General features: G+C 68.4%; 21 protein-coding genes. 17 read left to right on the forward strand and 4 right to left on the reverse strand.

Annotated features, from left to right (window positions below; translation table 11 throughout):
• Positions 1 to 12: 12 nt before the first annotated feature.
• The 5 genes from C1Y63_RS00680 (at position 13) to nagB (ending at position 5346) form a co-directional block, all read left to right on the forward strand.
• Positions 13 to 1107 carry an ABC transporter ATP-binding protein gene (locus tag C1Y63_RS00680; protein WP_199189041.1) on the forward strand — a complete coding sequence of 365 codons (1095 nt, stop codon included), beginning with the start codon at positions 13 to 15 and terminating at the stop codon, positions 1105 to 1107.
• Between the two features lie 402 nt (positions 1108 to 1509).
• Entirely contained in the window at positions 1510 to 2439 is a 930-nt protein-coding gene (locus C1Y63_RS00685; protein ID WP_106014534.1) for a dihydrodipicolinate synthase family protein, read from the forward strand.
• A gap of 155 nt (positions 2440 to 2594) precedes the next feature.
• Positions 2595 to 3563, forward strand: coding sequence for an ROK family protein (locus C1Y63_RS00690; protein ID WP_106014535.1), 969 nt, complete (start codon positions 2595 to 2597; stop codon positions 3561 to 3563).
• 247 nt (positions 3564 to 3810) lie between these two features.
• Positions 3811 to 4518: a putative N-acetylmannosamine-6-phosphate 2-epimerase gene (locus C1Y63_RS00695; RefSeq protein WP_106014536.1), complete on the forward strand. Its 708-nt coding sequence runs from the start codon at positions 3811 to 3813 to the stop codon at positions 4516 to 4518.
• Between the two features lie 48 nt (positions 4519 to 4566).
• Positions 4567 to 5346 carry a glucosamine-6-phosphate deaminase gene (gene nagB, locus C1Y63_RS00700; RefSeq protein WP_106014537.1) on the forward strand — a complete coding sequence of 260 codons (780 nt, stop codon included), beginning with the start codon at positions 4567 to 4569 and terminating at the stop codon, positions 5344 to 5346.
• Between the two features lie 146 nt (positions 5347 to 5492).
• Here nagB and C1Y63_RS00705 read toward each other — a convergent pair whose 3' ends face one another.
• Entirely contained in the window at positions 5493 to 6515 is a 1023-nt protein-coding gene (locus tag C1Y63_RS00705; RefSeq protein WP_146128814.1) for a hypothetical protein, read from the reverse strand.
• A gap of 107 nt (positions 6516 to 6622) precedes the next feature.
• Between C1Y63_RS00705 and rimP the strand changes: the two genes are divergently transcribed.
• The 7 genes from rimP to C1Y63_RS00740 all read left to right on the forward strand — a co-directional run bounded on the left by rimP (position 6623) and on the right by C1Y63_RS00740 (position 15156).
• Positions 6623 to 7174, forward strand: coding sequence for a ribosome maturation factor RimP (gene rimP, locus C1Y63_RS00710; RefSeq protein WP_106014539.1), 552 nt, complete (start codon positions 6623 to 6625; stop codon positions 7172 to 7174).
• Positions 7175 to 7177: 3 nt separating this feature from the next.
• Positions 7178 to 8170, forward strand: a complete 993-nt coding sequence (gene nusA, locus C1Y63_RS00715) for a transcription termination factor NusA (RefSeq protein WP_106014540.1) — start codon at positions 7178 to 7180, stop codon at positions 8168 to 8170.
• A 451-nt stretch (positions 8171 to 8621) separates the two neighbouring features.
• Positions 8622 to 8948 carry a YlxR family protein gene (locus tag C1Y63_RS00720; RefSeq protein ID WP_106014541.1) on the forward strand — a complete coding sequence of 109 codons (327 nt, stop codon included), beginning with the start codon at positions 8622 to 8624 and terminating at the stop codon, positions 8946 to 8948.
• A gap of 122 nt (positions 8949 to 9070) precedes the next feature.
• Positions 9071 to 11863 (forward strand): translation initiation factor IF-2, encoded by a 2793-nt coding sequence (infB, locus tag C1Y63_RS00725; RefSeq protein ID WP_106014542.1) that lies wholly within the window; start codon positions 9071 to 9073, stop codon positions 11861 to 11863.
• A 263-nt stretch (positions 11864 to 12126) separates the two neighbouring features.
• Positions 12127 to 12567: a 30S ribosome-binding factor RbfA gene (gene rbfA / locus C1Y63_RS00730; RefSeq protein ID WP_106014543.1), complete on the forward strand. Its 441-nt coding sequence runs from the start codon at positions 12127 to 12129 to the stop codon at positions 12565 to 12567.
• A gap of 211 nt (positions 12568 to 12778) precedes the next feature.
• A complete protein-coding gene (locus C1Y63_RS00735; protein WP_106014544.1) occupies positions 12779 to 13729 on the forward strand; it encodes a bifunctional oligoribonuclease/PAP phosphatase NrnA in 951 nt (316 codons plus the stop codon).
• Positions 13730 to 13872: 143 nt separating this feature from the next.
• Positions 13873 to 15156, forward strand: coding sequence for an MATE family efflux transporter (locus tag C1Y63_RS00740; RefSeq protein WP_106014545.1), 1284 nt, complete (start codon positions 13873 to 13875; stop codon positions 15154 to 15156).
• Between the two features lie 37 nt (positions 15157 to 15193).
• On the opposite strand, the gene C1Y63_RS00745 is transcribed toward C1Y63_RS00740, so the two are convergent.
• Complete coding sequence (locus C1Y63_RS00745; RefSeq protein WP_106014546.1) at positions 15194 to 16477, reverse strand: MFS transporter; 1284 nt, start codon at positions 16475 to 16477, stop codon at positions 15194 to 15196.
• Between the two features lie 201 nt (positions 16478 to 16678).
• Between C1Y63_RS00745 and C1Y63_RS00750 the strand changes: the two genes are divergently transcribed.
• From C1Y63_RS00750 to C1Y63_RS00760, 3 genes are all read left to right on the forward strand, one after another.
• Entirely contained in the window at positions 16679 to 17479 is an 801-nt protein-coding gene (locus C1Y63_RS00750; protein WP_106014547.1) for a metallophosphoesterase, read from the forward strand.
• A 6-nt stretch (positions 17480 to 17485) separates the two neighbouring features.
• The gene (locus C1Y63_RS00755; protein ID WP_106014548.1) at positions 17486 to 18145 is read left to right on the forward strand and encodes a 4'-phosphopantetheinyl transferase; all 660 of its coding nucleotides are present in this window, start codon (positions 17486 to 17488) and stop codon (positions 18143 to 18145) included.
• Positions 18146 to 18656: 511 nt separating this feature from the next.
• Positions 18657 to 19637 (forward strand): hypothetical protein, encoded by a 981-nt coding sequence (locus C1Y63_RS00760; protein ID WP_106014549.1) that lies wholly within the window; start codon positions 18657 to 18659, stop codon positions 19635 to 19637.
• A gap of 120 nt (positions 19638 to 19757) precedes the next feature.
• Here the strand turns inward: C1Y63_RS00760 and C1Y63_RS12905 are convergent, their stop codons facing one another.
• A complete protein-coding gene (locus C1Y63_RS12905) occupies positions 19758 to 20786 on the reverse strand; it encodes a tRNA pseudouridine(55) synthase TruB (RefSeq protein WP_233195510.1) in 1029 nt (342 codons plus the stop codon).
• Between the two features lie 109 nt (positions 20787 to 20895).
• On the opposite strand from C1Y63_RS12905, the gene C1Y63_RS00775 reads away from it, so the two are divergent.
• Both C1Y63_RS00775 and rpsO read left to right on the forward strand, forming a co-directional pair.
• Positions 20896 to 21963, forward strand: coding sequence for a bifunctional riboflavin kinase/FAD synthetase (locus C1Y63_RS00775; protein WP_106014550.1), 1068 nt, complete (start codon positions 20896 to 20898; stop codon positions 21961 to 21963).
• Positions 21964 to 22130: 167 nt separating this feature from the next.
• The gene (rpsO, locus tag C1Y63_RS00780; protein ID WP_106014551.1) at positions 22131 to 22400 is read left to right on the forward strand and encodes a 30S ribosomal protein S15; all 270 of its coding nucleotides are present in this window, start codon (positions 22131 to 22133) and stop codon (positions 22398 to 22400) included.
• A 205-nt stretch (positions 22401 to 22605) separates the two neighbouring features.
• Here the strand turns inward: rpsO and C1Y63_RS00785 are convergent, their stop codons facing one another.
• A complete protein-coding gene (locus C1Y63_RS00785) occupies positions 22606 to 23286 on the reverse strand; it encodes a DUF1345 domain-containing protein (protein WP_106014552.1) in 681 nt (226 codons plus the stop codon).
• Positions 23287 to 23511 lie beyond the last annotated feature (225 nt).

Here is a 23511-nt window from a genome sequence, read left to right on the forward strand (position 1 = left end):
GACGCACGCATCATGACTGCATCTCAATTGTCCCCCCGGGACGTCACCCAGGATGGGGCGCGGGTTGCCCGCGGCGAAGAACTCGTCCGCGTGGAACACATGGACGTCATCCACAAGGTGCAGGGCAAGGGCTTTGCCGCCAGCCAACTGTTCGCCAACCGGGACATCAATCTCAGCATCAACAAGGGTGAAACCCTGGGCGTGGTGGGGGAGTCCGGCTGTGGCAAGTCCACGCTCGGCAAGGTTCTCGTCGGCCTACAGGACGCCACCCACGGCAAAGTCATCATCGACGGCACCGATGTCACGGCGCTGAAAGGCCGCGCGAAGCGCACCTTCCTCGGCTCCCGGGTGTCGATGATTTTCCAGGACCCCTCCACCGCGCTCAACCGGCGCATGCCGGTGCTGGACATCGTCCGTGACCCGCTCGACGTGCACAAGGTGGGCAGCCAGAAGGAGCGCCAACAGCGTGCCCTCGACCTGCTGGAAAAGGTCGGCCTGCCGCGGAGCACGGCCGGTGCGCTGCCGGCACAGCTCTCCGGCGGCCAGCGGCAGCGTGTGGCGATCGCCCGCGCGCTCGCCGTGCGGCCCGACATCCTCATCGCCGACGAACCGACCAGTGCCCTGGACGTGTCGGTGCGCGCGCAGATCCTCAACCTCCTGCTCGATTTGAAGGAGGAGATGGATCTCACGATGGTGTTTATCTCCCACGACATCTCCACCGTCAAGCGCATCTCCGACACCATCGCCACCATGTACCTGGGTCGGGTGCTGGAACGTACTCCTGCCTCCGCGCTCCCGGAGGGCGGGCGCAACCCGTACACCCGGGCGCTGTTTTCTGCAGCGCCGTCGCTCATCCGCGACGCGGATCCGATTCCGCTGCAGGGCCGCGTGCCCTCTGCCGTGAATCCGCCGAGCGGCTGCCCGTTTAGAACCCGGTGCTGGTCGGCTGCCGCCGACTGCGCGGAGCGCATGCCCGATCTGCTCGGGGTGGACGGCGCCGCGGATCACCTCGTGGCATGCCACCACCCGCTCCAGCCGAACCTCAGCGACGCGGATGTACGAGCGCTGGCGGCACACAGCCCCCACGACGCCGACGCCGCCGTCTAGTCTCCCGCGGGTGCTCCCGGCACCCGCTCGCATGGGCGGCTGGCGGTGAAAGGGCCGTGGCCTCTGTCCTTGTGTCCCGGTGGGGTGAACCCCCAACCGGGTGCGAGGGCCGCTGCTCCGCGACGGTGCACCGGGTGCGTGCACACCGGCGGCATCTCGGCCACCGCGTTCATGCCCCCGCACATCAGAGCCTCGGCGGATGCCGTGAACAATCACGAGCACCACCCCGGCACGAGCCCACACCCGCACTGCCGCCCACCACACACGTCCACTCGTGGTGCGCGCACAGCACCCGTGTGCGCACCACGACAACCACAATCCTCATTTCCACCACTTGTTGCTTCGCGTGCCGCAGCACTCACACACGCTGCACGCCCTGTGACCGAAAGGACCCACAGCACCATGGCTGCTCCCGCATACACCGGCGTTATCCCCCCGGTTCTCACTCCCTTTACCGCTGACTACACCGTCGACACCGCCACCCTCGCCGCCCAGGCGGAGCGCATGATCGCCGCCGGCGTGGACGGCTTGTTCGTCCTCGGCTCCTCCGCTGAGGTCGTCTTCCTCACCCGCGAGCAGCGCCGCCAGGTCATCGAGACTGTCGTGACCGCCGCGGCCGGCCGCGTGCCGGTCATCGCGGGTGTTATCGACACCACCACCCCCCGCGTCGCGGAGCACGTCGCCGACGCTGTGGAGCTCGGGGCCTCCGGCCTCGTGGCGACCGCGCCGTTCTACGTGCGCACCCACACCAACGAGATCGCCACCCACTTCCGGGCGATTCACGCGATGGCCCCCGAGCTGCCGCTGTACGCCTACCAGATTCCGGTGTCTGTGCACGTCACCATTCCGGAGCACCTGCTGCTCGACCTCGCGGAGGAGGGCGTGTTGTCCGGCGTGAAGGATTCCTCCGGCATCGATGCCGCCGCCCGTTCCCTCATCGAATCGCGCAACGCCCGCGGCCTGCACGACTTCAAGGTGCTCACCGGCTCGGAGACCACCGTGGACGTCAACTACTTCTTCGGCGCTGATGGTGTGGTGCCGGGCCTCGGCAATGTGGATCCCGCCGGCTACGTGCGTCTCGCCCGCCACGCGGTGGCCGGCGACTTCCTCGCCGCCCGCGCGGAGCAGGAGCGGCTGAACAAGCTGTTCCGCATCGTCTTCGTCGGTGACGGCGCCCGCATGGGCGGCTCCAGTGCCGGCCTCGGCGCCTTCAAGGCGGCCCTGGTGCACCTGGGGGTGTTCCCGGATGGTCGCATGGCCCCGCCGCACACCCCACTCAACGCTGACGAACTGGCCCGCATCCAGGCCATCGTTGACGCCACCATGGTGTAAACGCAACGACCCTTCCTCGTAGCGTGCACCACAGTGACCTGGCATCCCCACCGGGAGCCAGGTTGCCCCGGGCGGGGCGGCGACGGCCGTGGCCCCCGACCGGGGTGTGACCATCTCGCCTCTGTCGCCACCGAGATTTTTTTCAGGAGACCGCCATGACGCTTCCCCCGTCCGCAGCTGAGCCACGCCCCAGCGCCGTTGTCGCCGTCGATATCGGTGGCACGAAGATCGCCACCGGGCTTGTCACCGATGCGGAGCCTGCGACCGTGCATGCCCGCGCGGTGCGGCCGACGCGCGCGCAGGAGGGGGCGGAGGCCGTCATGGCGGAAGTGGTGGCGGCTGTGATGGCGGCCCTGCAGGCCGCACGAGACGCCGGGGTGGAGGTCACTGCCGTGGGTGTCGGTGCCCCCGGCGTCGTCAACCCCTCCGAGGGGGTCATCGCTTTTGCCGGGCCCACCATGCCCGGCTGGGGCGGCACTCCCGTGGCCGCGCGCCTCCAGGAGGCCACCGGCCTACCCGTGGCGATCCACAACGACGTGCGCGTCATGGGGCTCGGGGAGGCGACCTATGGTGGCGGGCGCGGTATGCAGGACGTGCTGTTCGTCAGCATCGGCACCGGCATTGGCGGCGCATTTATCAGCGATGGTCGTGTGCCCGACTCCCCGCACCACTGCCGCGGCGAGATCGCCTATGCGCCCTGCCCGGCCCCCGACGGCAGCTACTCTTTCCTCGAAGAGGTTGGTGCCGGGCCGAAGCTGTCCGCTGCGTACTGCCGGGCTGCAGGCCTCGCCGAGGACGCATTGGCCCTGCCGGCGGTGATGGAGCGATACCACGCCGGCGAGGATCTGGCCCGCACGATCATCACCGAACGGATGCGCTGCGTGGGGCGCGGGCTCGCCGGGCTCGTCGCCGCAGTCGACGTGTCCGCCATCGTCGTCGGCGGCGGGGTCGGCACCCTCGGCGCGGCCATCATGGACCCCCTGGAGGAAGGGCTGCGCGCCCACCTCATGCCGTACCACGCGGAGCTGCCCCTGTCGGTCGCTACGCTCGGCACCAACGCGCCCCTTGTGGGCGCCGCAGTCCTCGCGCGGCAGGCCCGCACCGCACCCCACGCTGACGCCTAAAGTCAAAAAGACTCGCGGCGCAGCATCCCGCGAGGCGGAGGCATCGTGAGCGCTGTCACCGGCGACGGGACTTACCCCCCTCGTTTTTCTTCTTCTGCGTCGTGCTACACCCCCACCTTCACGCTGTGGCCTGGGGGAGGGGAGCTGTGGCACCGGCGTTATAAGTTCTCATTCATTTGATTTTTCTTCGTACTTCTTCGCCGTGGTCGCCACCGGCGCGCCGGCGCGGGAGGAGAAAGGACACACCATGGGCAACCTGACACTGACCGACTTCCGTGCACAGGTCGAGGGCACGCTGATCGTGTCCGCGCAGGCCCCCGACGGGCACCCCCTGCGGGACACCCACACCATCGCCCACCTCGCGGCGGCGGCCGCCGCCGGCGGTGCCACCGCGATCCGCTGCGGCGGCTACGGCGGGCTCGCCGACATTGAGGCCGTCGCCCGTGCAGTCGATGTGCCCGTCATCGGCCTGACCAAGGAGGGCGATACGGGCGTGTACATCACCCCGACGGTGGCTTCGGCGCGCGCGGTCGCCCGCGCCGGTGCAGACGTGGTCGCCGTAGATGCGACGCTGCGCCCCCGTCCGGACGGTTCCAGCTTCGCCGACATGGTGGCTGCTGTCCATGAGGAAGGCAAGCTCATCATGGCCGACATCGCCACCCTGGAGGAGGCAGTCGCCGCCCATGAGGCTGGCGCGGATATCATCTCCACCACCTTGGCGGGATACACGGAGCACCGGGCGAAGACCCCGGGGCCGGACCTGGAACTCGTCACCGACATCCGCGCAGCTATTGGTCGCGAGCCGCTGCTTACCGCGGAGGGCCGCTACCACACCCCGGAACTCGCGGCGGAAGCGATGCGCCTCGGCGCGGACGCCGTCATCATCGGCACCGCCATCACCGATGTGTCGTTCGTGACCCGGCAGTTCGCCACCGCCGTCCACGGCGCAGCCTAACCCCCACACGCACACAGCTTTTCCGCACTCCCTGAAAGGAGCGTCACCGTGGAAGTCATCATCTGCGCCGACGCCGCCGCAGTCGCCCGCACCGCGGCCGACGTGTTCACCACCTACCTCACCCGCCCCGACTGCACGCTGGGCCTGGCCACCGGCTCCACCCCGCTGCAGACCTACCAGGAACTCATCCGCCGTTACCAGGCAGGCGAGGTCAGTTTCAGCCACGTCACGGCCTTCCTCCTTGACGAGTACGTGGGCCTGCCGCGGGAACACGAGCAGTCCTACTACCGCACCATCCGCCGCGAGTTGACCGAGCACGTCGACATCGACGACGCCCGCGTGTTTTCTCCCGACGGGCTGGCCGACAATCCCGACGAGGCGGGTGCCGCCTACGATGCGGCCATCGCCGCCGCCGGGGGCATTGACCTCCAATTGTTGGGCATCGGCACCGACGGGCACATCGGTTTCAACGAGCCGGGGAGCTCACTGGCATCCCGCACCCGTCTGAAGACGCTGCACCCGCAAACGATTGCGGACAATGCGCGCTTCTTCGATTCGGAGGCTGACGTGCCGATCCACGTCATCACCCAGGGCCTGGGCACCATCAGTGCCGCCCGCCACCTGTTGCTGCTCGCGACGGGGGAGGGCAAGGCTCAAGCCATCGCCGACACCGTGGAAGGCCCCGTGGCGGCGGTGTGTCCCGCCAGTATCCTGCAGCTGCATCCCCATGCCACCGTCATTGTTGATGAGGCGGCCGCAAGCAAACTGAAGCTCGGGCAGTACTACCGCTACGCCTTCGAGCACAAGCCCGACTGGCAGAACATCTAGCCGTCAAGGCGATCATCACATCAGCGCCCTGCACCGGATTCGTGTCGATCCTGTGCAGGGCGCTGCGTGGTCTAAGTGAGCACACGCGGGGCTCACGCCCTGCCGGGCAGTGGCGTCGCGCGGTGTTTTTACTCGGCGGTCGTGGTTTAGTCGGCGGTGCTGGTGTCCACGGGATCGTCCGGGGTGGGGTACTGCAGGTATGAGGCCTCCCACACGCGGGTGCCGGTGGCATCCACGAAGGGGCCGGCATCGCGGGCGGCGCGCCCTGCGGAGACCAGCGCGTAGCGCCGCCAGCCGGGGGCATCCGCGTTCGCTGCCGCGGCGTACCACATGAGCACCGCGTTAGTGTGGGCCGCCTCCGCCGCCGCCAGGGCGCTCCCCGTATCGGTCGGAGTGGGGTACTCGCTGAAGGTGTAGCCGGCCGCCGGGGAGGGAATATCCAGGGTTGTCATGCCCGGGGCGGTCTCCAGGAGCTGCACGAGGGAGGCCTCCGTGGTGTGCTGCTGCTCCACGGCGGCGGCGATCTGCTGCTTAAGTCCCAGTTCGGAGTACGCCTCCGCAACAGTCAGCCCGTAGTCGACGCCGTAGGTGAACTCCAAAGCCTGCTTCGCTGCGGCAACGTCGCCGGCATCCTGCACCGTGACATCAGCTGGGAGTTCCGGGCTGCTGCCGGACAGCACCACATTTTCCGCGTAGAGGCGCGCGACAAGCGGTACGGAATCTTTCTCCAGGGCGGCCGAGGATTCCTCGATGCGGCGGGCCGCCTGCCCGAGAATCTCCTCCGGGCTGCCGCTGACCCCGGCGGCGAGCTGTGCCACCTGCTCCGCGTCCGGGCGAGTCGGGGCGCAGGAGGCGATGATGGTGCCCTGCTCGTCCGTGCCGCACAGGCGGGCAGCTTCCCCGTAGAACACGTCCGCCTGGCGGCGGGCGATCGCCGCCAAATCGGGGCGGGTGCCCTCCAGTGCGGAGCTGTCGGCGAGTGCTGCGGCACCCAACGAGACCAACGTCGTATCCGGTGCACGCTCCGGGGCAATGTCACACGCCACCGTGGTGGCGGCCACCACGCCCACTGCGGCCACCGCCCATGCCCGCAGGGGTCGGCGGGGACGGGTCGTGGGGGCTGCAGGAGGCGCCTGCGGGGAGTTCACTGCGGAAGAGACGGTGTTCACAAAGGCACAGTCTACGGCACCGCGACCATGACGGATCGTCCCCGCGGGGGTTGCGACCGCTCTGGGGGCGCCCGTGGTGTCAGGCAGGGGTAGACTACGGCAGCATTATGGCTTTTCCTACCGTTGACATCCTTGCTGAATACATCGCCCCCGTCGCCGAGAAGTACCACGTCGACGTGGAAAAAATCACCGCCCACCGCGCCGGTGCGAAGTCGGCCGTCGTCGTCGCCGTCGATTCCGACACCCACCCGGACCTCGACCAGCTGGAGGTCATCTCCCAGGAGCTGGGGGAGGTCTTCGACGCGGCCGAGGAGCGCGGCGAGCTGAACTTCGGTGCCGGCTACACCCTGGAGGTCACCACCCCGGGCGTGGCGCACCCCTTGTCGTTGCCGCGCCACTGGCGTCGCAATCGCGGCCGCCTCGTCACGGTGACCCGGGAGGGCGCGCCTGAGCTGCAGGGCCGCATCGGCCCGATGAATGAGGCGGAAGACACCGTCGCCCTCATCGTGCGGGACGGCAAGAAGCTGTCCGTGGTGCCGGTCGAGTTTTCCACGGTAGGGCAGGCAGTGGTAGAAATTGAGTTCAGCCAACCGCCCGCCGAAGAAACCGACCTCGCGGGCGCCACGTTTGACGACTGCATCGCGCAGCGGAAGGACTAATAAGTGAACATCGATGTTGAGGCCTTGCGCCGCATTTCCTCCGAGACGGGAATGAGCGACCGGGATCTTTTGGAAACGATCGCCCAGGCACTGCTCGGTGCGTACCGGGAAGCGAAGGAAGACAAGGCCGCCGCGGAAGCCCGCATCGACATCGACACTGACTTGGGCACCGCCACCGTCATCGCCATCGAGCGTGACGCGGACGGCGAAATCGTCTCCGAATACGACGACACCCCCATCAACTTCACCCGCTTCAGCTCGAAGGCGGTGCGCGACGCCATCGTCGGCCGCCTGCGGGAGAAGGAAGCCGAGAAGGCCTTCGACGAGTACGCCGAGTACGAGGGCACCGTCATGTCCGGCGTCGTGCAGCGTGACGTCTACGCCAACGACAAGGGCATCGCGGTCGTGCACCTCGGCACCGAGGCCGATGGCCGCGACGGGGTGCTGCTGCCGGCCGAACAGATCCCGGGCGAGAAACTCGTCCACGGCCAGCGCATCAAGTGCTACGTCGTCGGCGTCAACCGCGCGCCCCGCAACATCCAGATCAACCTCTCCCGCACCCACCCCGAGCTGGTGCGCCACCTCTTCGAATTGGAGATTCCTGAGGTCGCCCAGGGTGCGGTGGAGATTGTCTCCATCGCCCGCGAAGCCGGCCACCGCTCCAAGGTGGCGGTCCGCGCCACCGTTAAGGGGCTCAACGCGAAGGGCGCCTGCATCGGCCCCCGCGGCCAGCGCGTCACCAACATCATGAACGAGCTGGGCGGGGAGAAGATCGACATCATCGACTGGGATGAGGATCCCGCGAAGTTCGTCGGCAACGCCCTGGCCCCCTCCAAGGTGGTCTCCGTCGAGGTCGAAGACCTGGAGAAGCAGCAGGCCCGCGTCGTGGTTCCCGACTACCAGCTGTCCCTGGCTATTGGCCGTGAGGGGCAGAACGCCCGCCTGGCGGCGCGTCTGACGGGCTGGCGCATCGACATCCACTCCGACGCCGAATAGGCGTCGCCAGCCACAGCGCTCATCTCTGTGCCCCCGCCGTGTCTTTGTACCCGGTGGGGGCACGCCTCGTTTTCCGGGGAGCCGCAGTGGGGGAGCTGGCGCCGCGACACCCGGGGAGCCCCTGGGGGTGTGGGGTCGCAGGCCCCAGCTGAGACTGGTGTGGCGCGTGGGGTGGTTCGCGTGTGGGGCGTGCGGGTGAACTATCTTTTTCCCCGCCACCCGCGTAGAGTTTGGGGGTGGTCTTGTGGGCGCTGCTCACACGCAACACACCGCCAATGCGCGGCGGAGTCGCGTGCGCGCACCCTTCGAGACTCTTTTACACACCTCACCCGCGTGGTCGATGTCGACTGCCGCGGGAGGCGTCACGTAACGCAACCCGCCGCGCACATGGATGTGCCGGCGGAGTCGAAAACACCGACCGATGTGGAGCTGGATGTCACAGCGCAGGGCGATGCCGCACACCCCCGACGGGGTTGCGCGCGCAGCACACGTTCCGCTGCGGACATGCATCGCCACCCGCCATCAGGCGGCGGCCAGCGACCTGCTGCGCGTGACCATCGATCGTGACTCCGGCGCTGTGGTGCCGGATCCCCGCCGGGTTCTCCCCGGCCGCGGGGCGTGGATCACGCCCACGATGGAGGCCTTTGAGGTGGCGCTCAAGCGCCGCGCGTTTGAGCGCGCACTGAGAGTATCCGCCCCGGCGGATACGGGCCGCGTGCGCGAGTACCTCGCCACGCTCACCGGCGACTCCGATGTCGCGGGCGGCCCACCCAGTTGACAAGAAAGACTTGAAAACACTGATGAGCACACGATGAAACATCAGCGATGAACGTCATCACACGACAATAGAAGCCGCAAGGCCTTTTCCGGGCCTTGTGACTTCTAGGAACTAGGAGAAAAGTGCCCGGAAAGCTCCGTGTCCATGAGCTCGCAAAGAAGCTTGGGATCACTAGCAAGGAACTTCTCGCCGAGCTGAAGGCTCAAGGCGAGTTCGTGAAAACGGCATCCTCCACGGTGGAATCCCCCGTGGTGAAAAAGATGGAAGCCCACTACGCCAAGCTCAAGGCCGCAAACCCGGCCGAGCAGGCAGGCGAGGCGCCGGCCGCGAAGCCGGCTGCGAAGCCGGCTGCGAAGCCCGCCGCGAAGAAGGCAGACACCCCGGCTGCGAAGCCCGGCGCTGCTGCAACCCCCGGCCCGAAGCCGGGGGCGAAGCCCGCCCCGAAGCCGGCGGCGGAGAAGCCTGCCCCCGCGCAGGCCGCGACCCCGGCTGCGGCCAAGCCCGCGCAGCCGGCCGCGAAGGCTACCCCCGCGGACGCTGACGCCAAGCCGGCGCCGCGCCCCATGGCGAAGCCCGGCCCGAAGCCGCGCCCCCAGCAGCGCGTAGCCAACAACCCGTTCAGCACCGGCACCCGTCCGGCACCGCGCCCCGCGCCGCGTCCCCGCCCCCAGGGCGAGGGCAACGCGAAGCCCGGCGCTGCCGGTGGTCGTCCCGGTAACTCCCCGCGCCCGGGTGGCCCGCGCCCCCAGGGCGGTGCCAAGGGGGGTCAGGGCGGTCCCCGTCCCCAGGGCGGTGCAGCCCAGGGCGGCGGCCGTCGTCCCACCCCGGCGATGATGCCGAGCCACCCGAACCCCTCGGCGATGCCGTCGAAGTCTGCTGCGGGCGGTCGCCCCGGCGGCCGCGGCGGGAACTCCGGCCCCGGCGGCGGCGGTGGCGGCTTCGGCCGTCCCGGTGGCGGCCCTCGCGGTGGCGGCGGCGGTGGACGCCGCGGCGGTACCGCTGGTGCCTTCGGTCGTCCCGGTGGCGCTCCGCGCCGCGGGCGCAAGTCGAAGCGGCAGAAGCGCAACGAGTACGAGGCAATGCAGGCCCCCAACGTCATCGGCGGCGTCCGTCTGCCCGACGGCGGCGGCCAGACGCTGCGCCTGGCGCGCGGTGCCTCCTTGTCCGACTTCGCCGACAAGATCGGCGCGGACGCCTCGGCGCTCGTGCAGGCACTGTTCAACCTCGGCGAGATGGTCACCGCGACCGCCTCGGTCTCCGATGAGACGCTGACCCTGCTCGGCGAGGAAATGAACTTCAAGGTGCAGGTCGTCTCCCCTGAGGACGAGGACCGTGAGCTCCTGGAGAGCTTCGACCTGCAGTTCGGTGAGGACGAAGGCGACGAGTCCGACCTGGCGAAGCGTCCCCCGGTGGTCACCGTCATGGGTCACGTCGACCACGGTAAGACCCGCCTGCTGGACACCATCCGTAAGTCCAACGTGGGCTCCGGCGAGGCCGGCGGCATCACCCAGGGCATCGGCGCCTACCAGGTGCCGGTCGACTTCGAGGGCGGCGAGCGCCTGGTGACCTTCCTGGATACCCCGGGTCACGAAGCCTTCACGGCGATGCGTGCCCGTGGTGCCAAGTCCACCGATATCGCGATCCTCGTTGTCGCCGCCGACGACGGCGTCATGCCGCAGACGGTGGAGGCTATCAACCACGCCACGGCCGCTGATGTGCCGATCGTGGTGGCGGTGAACAAGATCGATAAGGAGGGCGCGTCCCCGGACAAGATCCGCGGTCAGCTCACCGAGTACGGTCTCATCCCCGAGGAGTACGGCGGCGAGACGATGTTCGTCGACATCTCTGCGAAGCAGGGCACCAACATCGATGGCCTCCTCGAGGCCGTCCTGCTGACCGCTGATGCGTCGCTGGATCTGCGCGCCAACCCGGACATGGACGCCCAGGGTGTGGCCATTGAGGCGCACCTTGACCGCGGCCGCGGCCCGGTGGCAACCGTCATCGTGCAGCGCGGTACCCTCCGCGTCGGTGACTCCATCGTCGCCGGCGACGCCTACGGTCGTGTGCGCCGCATGGTCGACGAGTACGGTCACGACGTCGACGAGGCGGGCCCGTCCCGCCCCGTCCAGGTGCAGGGCCTGAACTCTGTGCCCGGCGCCGGCGACAACCTCCTCGTCGTCGAGGACGATCGCGTGGCCCGCCAGATCGCGGACCGTCGCAACGCCCGCAAGCGCAACGCCCTCCAGGCCAAGACCCGCAAGCGCGTGTCCCTGGAGGACCTGGATGCGGTGCTGAAGGAAACCTCTACCCTCAACCTGATCCTCAAGGGCGACAACGCCGGCTCCGTCGAGGCGCTGGAAGAAGCCCTGCTCAAGATCGAGGTCGACGACGAGGTGCAGCTCAACATCATCGACCGTGGTGTCGGTGCCGTCACCCAGACCAACGTGTCCCTGGCTGCGGCCTCCAACGCCGTCATCATTGGCTTCAACGTCCGCGCCGAAGGCAAGGCCACCGAGGAAGCCAACGCCGAGGGTGTGGAGATCCGCTACTACAGCGTCATCTACCGCGCGATCGAGGACATGGAAGCCGCCCTCAAGGGCATGCTGAAGCCCATCTACGAGGAAAAGGAAATCGGCCGCGCCGAGATCCGCGCCCTGTTCAAGGCTTCCGCTGTCGGCCTCATCGCCGGCTGCATGGTCGAGTCCGGCAAGGTTCGCCGCAACGCCTCCGTCCGCCTCGTGCGCGACGGCAACGTGGTGGTCGAGAAGGCCAACATCGACTCCCTGCGTCGCGAGAAGGACGACGTCACCGAAGTGTCCGCCGGTTACGAGTGCGGCATGGTGCTGTCCTACCCGGACATCGCCGTCGGCGACATCATCGAGGCCTACGAAATGGTGGAAGTGCCCCGCGACTAAGCGACGCACCCCACCGCCGTGCCACACGGTCCCACGCTTCCGCCCCCTGCCTCCCACGTGCCCCGTGGGGAGCAGGGGGCGGGGGCGTTTCCGCGCCGCGTGCGCCCCTGTGCCAGGACGTGACGTGTGGCCGTGGCCGCCCGTGTGGCGCACACGGGCCTGGGGCGGCACAATGGCTACCGCAGGAGAATGCGCACGGATGATGACCCGCGCGCACCCCACAACGAATCTATTGACGTCACTACACAGGAGACACACCACTCATGGTTGATCACGCACGCGCCGCCCGGCTCGCGAAACGCATCCAAACTATCGTCGCGACCGCTATTGAGCGCGAGGTCAAAGACGCCCGCCTCGAATACGTCACCATCACCGACTGCAAAGTCACCGGCGACCTGCACGACGCGACGATTTTCTACACGGTGCGCGGCCGCACCATCAATGACGAGCCCGATGTGGCCGCCGGGGCGGAAGCGCTCAAGCGTGCCCGTGGGCAGCTGCGCAAGATCGTCGGCGACCAGCTCGGCGTGCGCTTTACCCCCACCCTGGCATTCACCTACGACAGCATGCCGGAGTCCGCCACCCACATGGAGGAACTGCTGGCGAAGGCTCGTGCCCGCGATGAGGAGCTGGCGCGGCTGGCGGCCCAGGCGAAGCCTGCGGGGGAGGCGAACCCCTACAAGACGGAAGCAGAGGAGGATTAACCTCCTTCTGTCCACCCACAGTGGACCACGAGCGGCGGCGCCTCGCATCCCCTCGGCGACCTTGAGATGAGGTCCCCGGATCGGGTGCGGGGCGCCGCCGTCGCTGCGCCTCCCACCGGCCCGCACGCCAAGGCCTGCGTAGACTTCCCCCTAAAGGCGCGGTGCCTTCCGCGCCCCGGTAGGACAGTCCACGCAGAAGGGCAGGCACAGGGTGAGAACATGGGATGAGGCCACGGCGGTGGTGCGCCACGCGAGTTCGATTGCGGTGATCACCCACCTGCGGCCCGATGGGGATGCCATCGGCTCCGCGGGCGCGGTCGCCCGCCTGGCTGAGGCCTGCGGGACTCGCGCCCGCATCCTGGTAGGCCAGAGCGAGCCGCTGCCGGAGGCGCTGGCGCAGCTTCCCGCAGAGGTTCACACCGGGGAGGAGTTCGACCTAGGGGATGTGGATGCGCTCGTCGTGTGCGACTGCGGTTCCGCCGCCCGCACAGGCCTGCTGGAGGCACAGGTGCGCGCCTTTGAGGGGCCGGTTGTGGTCGTCGACCACCACGCCTCCAACCCGGGCTACGGCACGGTGAACATCATCGCCCCTGAGGTGGAATCCACCTGCTCACTGGTGTGGGAGTGGTTCCGCGCCGCGGGTGTCACCGTGGATGATGTGACGGCGACACTGCTGTACGCCGGCGTGGTCACCGATACGGGGAACTTCCGCTGGGGGCGTCCGCAGGCCCGCGATATTGCGGCGGACCTGGTGGAGTGCGGTGCCGACGCGGAAGCCTTGGTGTTCCACCTCATGGATGCGATCCCCAGCGGCGACCTGGCCGTCATCGGGCAGGTGTTGGCCACCGTGGAGATCCACGGTCCGGTGGCGGTGCTGCGGGCGCCGTACACGCTGTTGGCGCAGGCATCGACCGGGGCGGGGGAGCGCATTATCGACTTCGCCCGGGGGATCAACGACCCCGGGGTGGAGATCGTCGCCGTGCTCAAGGAGTCTCAGCCCGGGGTGGTCAGCGGTTCGTTGCGTTCCCGGGGCCGTGACGTGGCCCGCATTGCCGTGGCCTTGGGCGGCGGGGGCCACGTGCGGGCCGCAGGTTTTACACTGCGCGCGGATCTCGCCACGGCGGAGCGCCGCCTTCTGGCGGCGGTGCACGAGGCCGAGTAGGCGGCGCCGGGGAGCCAGGGGTCGCTACTTTTGGGCGCTTGCGGGCGGCCATTAGACTCCTGGGGGTTATGAGCCAGCACCCCACACCGTCGCCCGATACCCCGACCCCGGATCCTGCCGCTGACGCGCCCACCCAGGCGCGGATGCCGGAAGTGTGCGTGCGAAGCATCCTGGCGCTCGCACTGCCGGCATTGGGGGTGCTGGCGGCCGCGCCGCTGTATCTGCTGCTCGACACTGCGGTGGTGGGGCGGTTGGGTGCCGCGGCTTTGGCTGCCTTGGCTGCGGGCACCACCATTCAAGGTGTGGTGACCACCCAGCTGACGTTTTTGTCCTACGGCACCACCGCCCGCGCCTCCCGACTGTACGGTGCCGGCGATCGGCCAGGCGCCGTCGCCGAGGGCGTGCAGGCCACCTTCGTTGCCTGTGGGGTCGGCCTCGTCCTCATGACGATCATTGAATTGGGGGCGGGGCGCTTCACCCTGTGGCTGGCGCACGACCCCGACGTCGCCCAGTTGGCTGGCTCCTGGCTGCGGGTCGCGGGCATCGGTATCCCCCTGATCTTGTGCACCATGGCCGGCAACGGGTGGCTGCGCGGGGTGCAGAACACCCGCCTGCCGTTGTACTTCACCCTGGCGGGCGTGGTGCCCTCGGCCGTGTTGGTGCCGGTGTTGGTTAGCCACGTCGGGATTGTGGGCTCCGCGTGGGCAAACCTTGTTGGGGAAACGATCACCGCCGTGTGTTTCCTTGTGTGCCTCGCGCGGGAACACCAGGGCACGTGGCGGCCCGATACCCGGATCATGGGCCGCCAGTTGGTGTTGGGCCGGGACCTGATTATTCGTTCCCTGTCGTTCCAGGTGGCACTGCTGTCGGCGGCCGCTGTGGCTGGCCGCTTCGGGGCGGCGGCGTTGGGCGCCCACCAGGTGCTGTTGCAGCTGTGGAACTTCCTGGCCTTGTCGCTGGACTCGCTGGCGATTGCGGCGCAGGCGTTGACGGGCGCTGCATTAGGCGCGGCGTCGGCAAGCGCCGCACAGCGCACGGGGTGGACGATCACGAAGTTCTCCGCGGGGTTGGGAGTGTGTCTCGCGGCACTGCTGGCACTGGGGTATCAGCTCATTCCCCGGATTTTCACCACCGATGACACGGTCCTGGCGGACATGCGGGCGGTGTGGCCGCTGCTCGTGGTCATGGTGCTGCTCGGCGGGGTGGTGTTCGCCCTCGACGGGGTGTTGTTGGGCGCGAGCGACGCGGCATTCCTGCGGACGGCGACGGTGGCGTCTGTGCTGTTGGGTTTCCTGCCGGGCGTGTGGCTGGCGTGGGTGACTGACAGTGGCCTTGTGGGCGTGTGGTGTGGCCTCGTGGCGATGATGGTGCTGCGCCTGGTGGCGGTGACGGTGCGGTTCCACCGGGGCCGTTGGGCACAGAACTAACAGCGGTGTGCTGGCGCGCGGGGCGCAGCCAGTGGCCTCAGTCGGTCGCGGCGGCGTGGGTGGTGGGGGCTGCCAGTGCTTCGAAGTTGCGGTAGCCGCTGGTGAAGGAATACACCAGCAGCGGCACCGCGCACAGGGCGATACCGACCGCAACCGCGTAGATGTCGACCCGGTGGACCGCCATCGACACAATCGACAGGCCGATCGGCTGCCCGATGAGGTTGAGCATCTGCAGCATGGAAAACGCCCGGCCCCGCACCTGGCTGGGGGTTTTCTCCGTGATGATGGTGGTCGTCAGGGGGCTCAAGAACCCGCCGCCAATCCCCGCGAGGGTAAAACCGGCGATCAGGACCCAGCCGCCCGCGAGCCACGCCATCGTCGCGTAGCACACCGCCTCCAGGGACAACGCCACCAGCCAGATGCGGCGCCGCCGCTGGGTGCCCCAGCGGGCCACCATGATCCCGCCGATAATCATGCCGAGCGCGTAGGAGCTCATGGTGATGCCGTACATGCCGGGCTCGCCGATGCGGTGGAAGTGCGCCGGCGTGAGGACGATGAGGTACGGCATGACGAGCATTGACGCCATGAGCGCGGTGATCGCCAGCAGGCGCACCTGCGGGTGGGTGAGGATGCTGCGCCACACGCCCCACTCTTGGCTCAGGGACTGCCGCACCCGCCGGCGGCCGGCAGCCGTCTCATCCCCGCCAGCGGTGGCCTCGTCCGCAGCCGCAGGCGAGAGCCGCAACAGGGCCGTCAGGACGGCGGCCGCGAGCGAACACGCCGCAGTAATCCACAGCACGCTGGACACGGGCAGCAACCCCAGCAGCAGGCCGCCGACAGCAGGACCCGCGAGGAAACTCACCGCCGCGGCTGTCTGCACCACCCCGGACAGCTTGTCGAGGGCGTAGCCGCTCGTCGCCGCCACATCACCCACGAGAGCCTGTCGGGCCGCCATGCCCGGCACGTCGCCCACCGCGCCCAGAATTCCGACGAGGATGAACCACGTCAGGGTCAGCTGCATGTTCATATCCATGAGGATCAGCAGCACCACCGACGCCGAGGACACGACATCGGAGATCACGGACATGGGTTTGCGCCCCACCCGGTCGATGAGCGCGCCGCCAAGCACACTGAACAGGATCGCCGGGATGGAGATGACCGCCGCCACGGTGCCGGCGGCCGCGGGGTCACCGGTGCGCTCCAGCACCAGCCACACCCACACCACGTTGGCGATCGCGTTACCCATCGTCGACAACGCGGTCGATGCCACGTAGAGGCCAGCGGTGGTGCGTGCGGAGGACTTGCGGGGTGTGGATGACACGAGGGCACCTTCAACAATCCGTGTGGGGGTAAGTCAAGAGAGGGGGAAACGTTAGCCTACTCGGCGCTGTGCGCGGCACCCCATCCGCGATCCGCGCCGGGCGCACCCGAAGGCAGCGTTTCCTGCCAACAGGCTGATAGCTCGGTGTGGGGGCGCGTGCCCGATATCCGCCGTAGCCGTCCCGTCGGCCATAATGTCCCCATGACACGCACGCTCTGGGCGGTGTCCGATCTGCACGCCGCTGTGGCGAAAAACGCCGATCCGATCGCCCGTCTCGTTCCGCAGCACCCCGCCGACTGGTTGATTGTCGCCGGGGACGTTGCCGAGCGCACCGAGACTGTGCTCACCGTCCTGCGGACCCTGGCGGAGCGCTACGCGCGAGTGATCTGGGTACCGGGGAACCACGAACTGTTCTGCCGCAGCGGGGACCGCTACGTCGGGCGCGCGAAGTACGACGAGCTGGTGCGCGGCTGCCGCAACATTGGGGTGCTCACCCCGGAGGACCCCTATCCGGTGTTCGGCGGGGTGACCATTGTGCCGCTGTTCACCTTGTACGACTACAGTTTCCGCCCCGCTGGTCTCACGGTGGAACAGGCCGTGCAGGTCGCCCACGACCGGCAGGTCGTCATGACTGACCAGTTCGCCATCGCCCCCTTCGTTGATGTGCGCGCCTGGTGCTGGGACCGCCTGGCCTACAGCGTCAAGCGCCTGTCGAAGGTGCAGGGGCCGACGATTCTGGTCAACCACTGGCCGCTCGCCTTCGAACCCGTGTCGAAGATGCGGTTGCAGGAACTGGCCTTGTGGTGCGGTTCCCGCCACACCCGGACCTGGCCGCAGCGCTACCACGCCCAGCGGGTGATCTACGGGCACCTTCACATGCGTGGGGAGATGATCATCGATGGGGTGCCCCACACGGAGGTCTCACTGGGCTACCCGCGGGAGTGGGAACGCTACACCGATGAGCCGTGGCCGGTGAAGGTTCTCACCGAGGAAGGGAAGTAGCCGCTGATGTTGGATGCCTCCCTGTTTCCCCCGTCGGCGCGCTTTCACTGTGTGACCCGCCCGCCGGGCGCCCCGGTGGATCTCACCCACTTCCATGGCCTGCACCCCCTGGAGCAGGCACTCGTCGCGCACGCCGTCGATGTGCGGAAAGCCGAATTTGGTGATGCCCGGTGGTGCGCCCACCAGGCGCTGAAAGAACTCGGCCGCGATAGCGGGGCCCCAATCCTGCGCGGGGAGCGCGGCATGCCCCTGTGGCCGTCCAGCGTGTCCGGGTCACTCACCCACACGGAAGGGTTCCGCGCCGCCGTCGCCGCACCCCGGCTGCTGGTGCGCAGCATGGGGCTTGACGCCGAACCCGATGACGCGCTGCCACCCGGGGTGATTTCCTCCATCGCCCGCGACAGTGAACTGCCGCAGTTGGACGAGTTCGCCGACGCCGGAATCCAGCACGCCGACAAATTGCTGTTCTGCGCGAAAGAAGCCACCTACAAGGCGTGGTTCCCGCTCACGCACCGCTGGCTGGGATTTGAGCAGGCAGAAGTGGATCTCCGCCTCGACGGCACCTTCATCAGCTACCTGCTGGTCCGGCCGACCCCGGTGCCGTTCATCACGGGCCGGTGGACGATCCACGACCGCTACATCATCGCCACCACCGCGGTGACGTAAAAGCTGCTGGTTCCCCAGCCGCCGCGTCGCCGCGTGCCAGACGCTGTGGAGAGCACCCCAGGGGAGTTTTACACGACAGTCGGCAACGAGCGACTCCGTGCCCCGGGTACCCGAAGCAGGGTGCCCTGCGGCGCGTACCGGTGCTTGACGCAGGGGCTCATGGGCGGGGCGTGGAGGGGAGAGAATCGGAGAAAAAAATTCTCCCAACTACGCCCCACCATCGACTCGGTTCGCCTACGATAGCTGATGAGATTTCCACCGTGCGCGCCGAGCAACAGCGGAAGGCATCCGTCACACAGCGGCGCGCACACTGTGTACACAGGGGAGTCGTCCTCGGGGGAGCAGTGCCCACACACCGGGCGTACCCAGCGCGTGACCCCGCGACCGCCGCCATAGACCCCAGTCGCCGCACTCGGGGGCCATGAACGTGACGGTCGCAGGCGTCGCCACCAGGCACACGCGGTCCCCGGGCGGCGGACTCAGCCCACGACTGAGGACAAAAGGCGGGGAGATGATCCACACACGACGCACACGGCGCGCCACCCGCGGCCTGATGGCCGCACTGGGCTGCATGCTGCTGGCAGGGGCGAGTGGCTGCGTCATCGATTTGGAAGACCAGCACGCAAGCGCGCCCGCAGCCACGCGCACCGCACCCACGCAACGGCCCATCCAACCGCCCTCCGACGCGGACACCTCCACCGGACGCCGCGGGCGAGAAGCCGCCCACACGACGACCGCCCCCACCCGCGCGCGGCACACCCCCACAGCGCCCGCGCAACCCACCCGCAGGCACACGCCCGACGACGACCGGCAACGCCCCGCCGACCGCCGCGGCACACACCCCGCGCCTGAGCAACGCAAACGCGTCTACCGCAACAGCTCCGACTACCGCTTCCTCACCGACACCGGCCGCATCGTCCCCGGAGCGAAATACGCCACCGAGAAAAGCCTGTGCTCCTTCGGCTGGTTCGCCGGGCTCAAAGACAACAGCGGTCGGATCTTCAACCTCACCGCCGGGCACTGCGGCACCCCCGGCATGGAAGTCACCATCGTCGACAGCCAAGGAAAGAAAATGGTCGTCGGCGAATTCGTCGAGTCCGTGTACAACAATGACACCGGCGAAGACTGGGCACTGATCGAAATGTTCGTCGCCCCCGATACCTACGATCCGCCAGTCCACATCACCATGCGCGACTTCCAAACACTGGCCGCACTCGACCGCACCGGCGGTTACGTCTGCGGACTCGGCTGGCGCAGTGGACTGTCCTGCGGGGACTACGACTCACTGCACGCCGACTACGCTTTCCGCCACCACGCCATCCGCGACAACGGGGACTCCGGCGGGCCGGTGTGGGTCTACCAGTCCGACAACGACGTAGCCGACGCGGTCGGCATCGCCCACGCCGGCATGCCAGAGGACGCGGCCGTGACGTTCTCCTCCACCGTGGACGTCCCGGTCACACGCTTCGGCCTGGTCCTCCTGCACGACTAAGACACCCCCGTGGTCGCCGTGAGAGCCTGGCCAGGCGCGCCGGGTGGCAGCCGGGTGCCGGTGATGGCTTGAGGGGGAGTACAGCCAGATGTAGCAGCTGCCGGGTCCGGGCGGTGGGGCCTACAGGGTGGAGGGGCGGGCGACGAAGGTGGTGGCCAGCCGGCGGCCGGATTCTTTCACCAGGGCCACGGCACGCCCGTCGGGGCCGATGGCGGCGTGCACGCCGCGCACACCCCGGGCGGGCAACCACTGGCCTTGGGCGAGGCTGGCGGCCTCCGCTGCCGTCACCGTGAGCGTGGGGAAGCCGGTGGTCAGTGCCTCATCCAGGCTGAGGCTCAATGTCGGGTTGTTCTCCAGGTCCTCGAGGGTGCGGGCGTGGTCCATGGTGTAGGGGCCGACGGTGACGCGGCGGAGCGCGATGAGGTGGCCGCCGGTGCCGAGTGCGTCACCCATGTCGCGCCCCAGGGAGCGGATGTAGGTGCCGGAGGAGCACCGCACCCGGGCGGTGATGTCGATGACGTCGACGAGTGCGGACGGGTCCGCCCCGAGGAGGTCCTCGTAGGCCTGCTGTTCTGCGGCGATGCGGGCGTGGTGGGCGGTCAGCGGGTCGACCCCGTCGGCGGCCGCTTGTTTGCGGGCCTTCTTGCTGATCCGCGGCGGCTGGGCGGCGGCCTTCGCCGCCGGGGAGGTGCCGAGTGTGTCACGGGGAACCCGGTGGCGGGTGATGTCGGAGACCTCGAAGGTGAAGATGGTGACCGGGCGGGCGGGAATGTCGACGTCGACGCCTGCGCGGACGAGTTCGTGGGCGCGGCGGCCATCAATCTTGATCGCGCTCACCGAGGAAGGGCGCTGCAGGATCTCACCGGTCAATGCCGCCACTTCAGCGGCGATCGCCTCATCGCTGATGCCGGTGGCTCCGGGGATCGCGGTGGGGACGCCTTCGGCGTCATCGGTGGTGGTTGCCGCGCCGAGGCGGATGACGGTGTCGTAGGTCTTGTCGGAGGCAACCATGTGGGCCAGGAACTTCGTGCCCCGTTCCACGCCGGCGACCAGCACCCCGGTAGCCATGGGGTCGAGGGTGCCGGCGTGACCGACCTTGCGGGTGTGGAAGATGCGCCGCAGGCGGGCGACGACGTCGTGGCTGGTCATCCCCGCTGGTTTGTCGACGACCACCACCCCGGAGGTGGCCCACGGGTCTGCTGCCGCAGTGGCGGGTGGGGTGTCGGTGGCTTGGTGCTGCGTCTCCGGGCCAAAAGTCATGCCTCTCACACTAGGCGGTAAAGTAAGCGCGGTGGAGATTTGGCACAGCCTGCAAGACCTCGAAGACAGTCAGCGTCGTGACCCCGCCGGCGGCCCCCTCGTGGGCGGCAGTGTGGTCACCATCGGCATGTTCGACGGCATTCACCGTGGGCACCAAAAACTGATCCGCACGGCGATCGCCCGGGCCCGTGAGCTCGGCCTGCCGGCCGTCATGGTGACCTTCGAGCCGCACCCGCTGTCGGTGGTGCGCCCCGAGGCGGTGCCGCCGATGCTGTCGACGTTTGCTGAGCGCGCGGAGCGCGCCGCAGCCCTCGGCATCGATGCGGTGGTAGCGATGCGTTTTGATGCGGAGCTCGCTGCGATGAGCCCGGAAGAGTTCGCCCAAGCGATCCTCGTGGATGTGCTGCACGCCCGCGCCGTGGCGGTGGGGGAGAACTTCACCTTCGGCCACAAGGCGGCTGGTACGACCGCCACCCTCCGGGAGCTGGGGGAGGTTTACGGTTTCGAGGTTGATGTGGTGGAACTCCTCGCCGAGGACGGCACCGTCTTGTCCTCGTCGGTGACGCGCGGCCACCTGCGTGCTGGCGATGTGGGCCACGCGGCCCACATCTTGGGCCGTCCTTTTTCGGTGCGCGGCTGCGTGTGCCGCGGCGCGGGGCGCGGTGGCCGGGAGCTGGGCTACCCGACGGCCAACCTGTACTTCCCCGAGGCTGTCGCCATCCCCGCCGATGGGGTGTATTGCGGCTGGTTCACCGTGGAGGGCGGGGAACCGACCGGCGACATGATTCCCGGCGTGCGGTACCCCACGGCGGTTTCCGTGGGCACGAACCCCACCTTCGGCGATGAGCGCCGCTCCGTGGAGGCCTTCGTCCTGGACCGTGAGGCGGACCTCTACGACAGGGAAGTCACCGTCGAATTCGTCGCCCGCCTCCGGGGGATGGAGAAGTTCACCGGCGTCGATGACCTGCTGCAGGCCATGGCTCGTGACGTTGCCCGCAGCCGGGAGATCCTCGGCACTCCGGCACCGCACCCCGTAGCGCACGCGGACAACGCCCCCGGCGAGTAATCACACAGGCCACACCGGCCCCGCCGTGACGGGTTGACACACGGCGCGGGCCTTTGGCATTCTTGAGCGGTTGTCACTGCGGTCCACAGCAGTGCGCCACACCCGCGGGTTTCCCGCGGGGCGAATCATCATGTGGACTGAAATACGTTCTTTCAAGGAGAACTCACATGGCTCTGTCTACTGAGCAGAAGAAGCAGATTCTGGCCGAGTACGGCCTGCACGAGGGTGACACCGGCTCCCCGGAGGCTCAGGTCGCTCTGCTGACCACCCGCATCCGCGAGCTCACCGAGCACCTGAAGTTCCACAAGCACGACCACCACTCCCGTCGTGGTCTGCTGCTGCTCGTCGGTCGCCGCAAGGGCCTGCTGAAGTACCTCGCCGAGAACGACGTTGAGCGTTACCGTAACCTCATCGCCCGCCTGGGCCTGCGCCGCTAAGGACAATCGTCCACAGCGCACCATCACCCATCCAGTTCTGCTCCCCGTGAGGGAACGGCTGGGGTGATGACACGAACACCGCCTCGCACACGTGCGAGGCGGTGTTTGTCGTCTGTGGGGCGGGGTGCTGCGTCGCGGTGAACGCCGGGTCTCTCCCCGGGGGCTCTCCCTTGGGAGCTGCACCCCGTGGTGGCGGGGAGGAGCGTTAGAGCAGTGCCATGGCCAGGTTGATGGTGCTGGCGGTGATGAACGTGCCGAAGAGGAACGCGTACCAGGACTGAATGAAGGTGGTCGCGCGGATATCCTTCGCTGTGATCGACGTGTCGGCCACCTGGTAGGTCATGCCCACCGAGAACGTCATGTACGCAAAATCGAGGTAGCGGGGATCGTCGTCCTCGTTGAAGTCGATGCCGGAGGCGGGGGTGCGGGAGTAGTACAGCGCCGCCACCCGCAGGGTGAACACGGTGTGGATGAGCATCCACGAGGCGAACACGACGACCATGGCGGCGACCGCCATGAGGGCGCGCTCGGTGCCGTGGGCCTTGTTGCCGTCGATCATGAGGATCGCAACGGTGACGAGGGACGCCAGGGTGGCGATGTTGATGAAGGCGACGCGCAGCCACTGGGGCGGCTGTTCTTCGAGGGCGTGGCGTCGGGTCGCTGCGGCATCCATGTGGGAAATCGCCCACCAGATGACGATGTCGAAGTAGAGGGCGGCCGCACCCCAACCGAAGGCAGGGGAGCGGTTCCAGGAGCCGAAGAATCCACCGGCGACTGTGCATCCGACCGCTATGAGCAGCATCGGCACGGCAAGCTTGGTGATGTGGGCGGCCCGGCCGCGGGCCGGTGTGGCGGCGAGAGCCTGGTCGTGGTGCGGTGTAGTCATGGGCAGTCATGCTATCCGATGCTGGTGGTGGCAGGCGGCGTCGCGCCCAGGTCACAGGGCCCGGCGCCTGTCGGGGCGGCAGGGTGTGCCGCACGGCGGGGAGGCTGCGGCTGCGGGTGCCCGGCGCAGCGCTGCGGGTGGGTGCTGGGGTGGTGGTGTGCGTGCCCGCGCAGGGTGTGTTGGCGGTGACCTTGGTCGATGGCGGGGTGCGCCAGGTGGCGTGCG

It is taken from the genome of Corynebacterium sp. 13CS0277 (assembly GCF_002994655.1).
GTDB lineage: Bacteria > Actinomycetota > Actinomycetes > Mycobacteriales > Mycobacteriaceae > Corynebacterium.